Origin of the sequence: Chryseobacterium sp. SIMBA_029, assembly GCF_046535275.1 — a bacterium.
Lineage (GTDB): Bacteria > Bacteroidota > Bacteroidia > Flavobacteriales > Weeksellaceae > Chryseobacterium.
This window is the reverse complement of record NZ_JAWRXA010000833.1, coordinates 1-237: the sequence shown is the minus strand read 5'-3', so window position 1 is coordinate 237 and position 237 is coordinate 1. Positions and strand designations below refer to the sequence as shown.

Genomic DNA, 237 nt, shown 5'->3' with positions numbered 1-237 from the left:
CCTGCCTCTGGAACACCGTCCAGATTAGCCAGGAGTTCGATCTGCCACTTTCCTTGGGCGAGCACGTAGGTTTCCAGGCTGAAGTCCTGCCGGGAGGTCGCGATGCCGGGATCGGTATCGGTCTGCTCATGACCCACGGCGGACACGTGCCGGGTTTCGATCAAGTACTTGAGAACCTCGTGCGACCAGCCAGGAGTATGGCTGATACCCGCTGCATCCTTGTTTGCCATCGCCTCG

1 pseudogene is annotated in these 237 nt (G+C 59.9%); it reads right to left on the bottom strand.

The annotated features are described in order from the left end of the window. Positions 1-237 (bottom strand): annotated as a pseudogene (locus tag SB679_RS26215) (cyclase family protein); the annotation flags it as partial.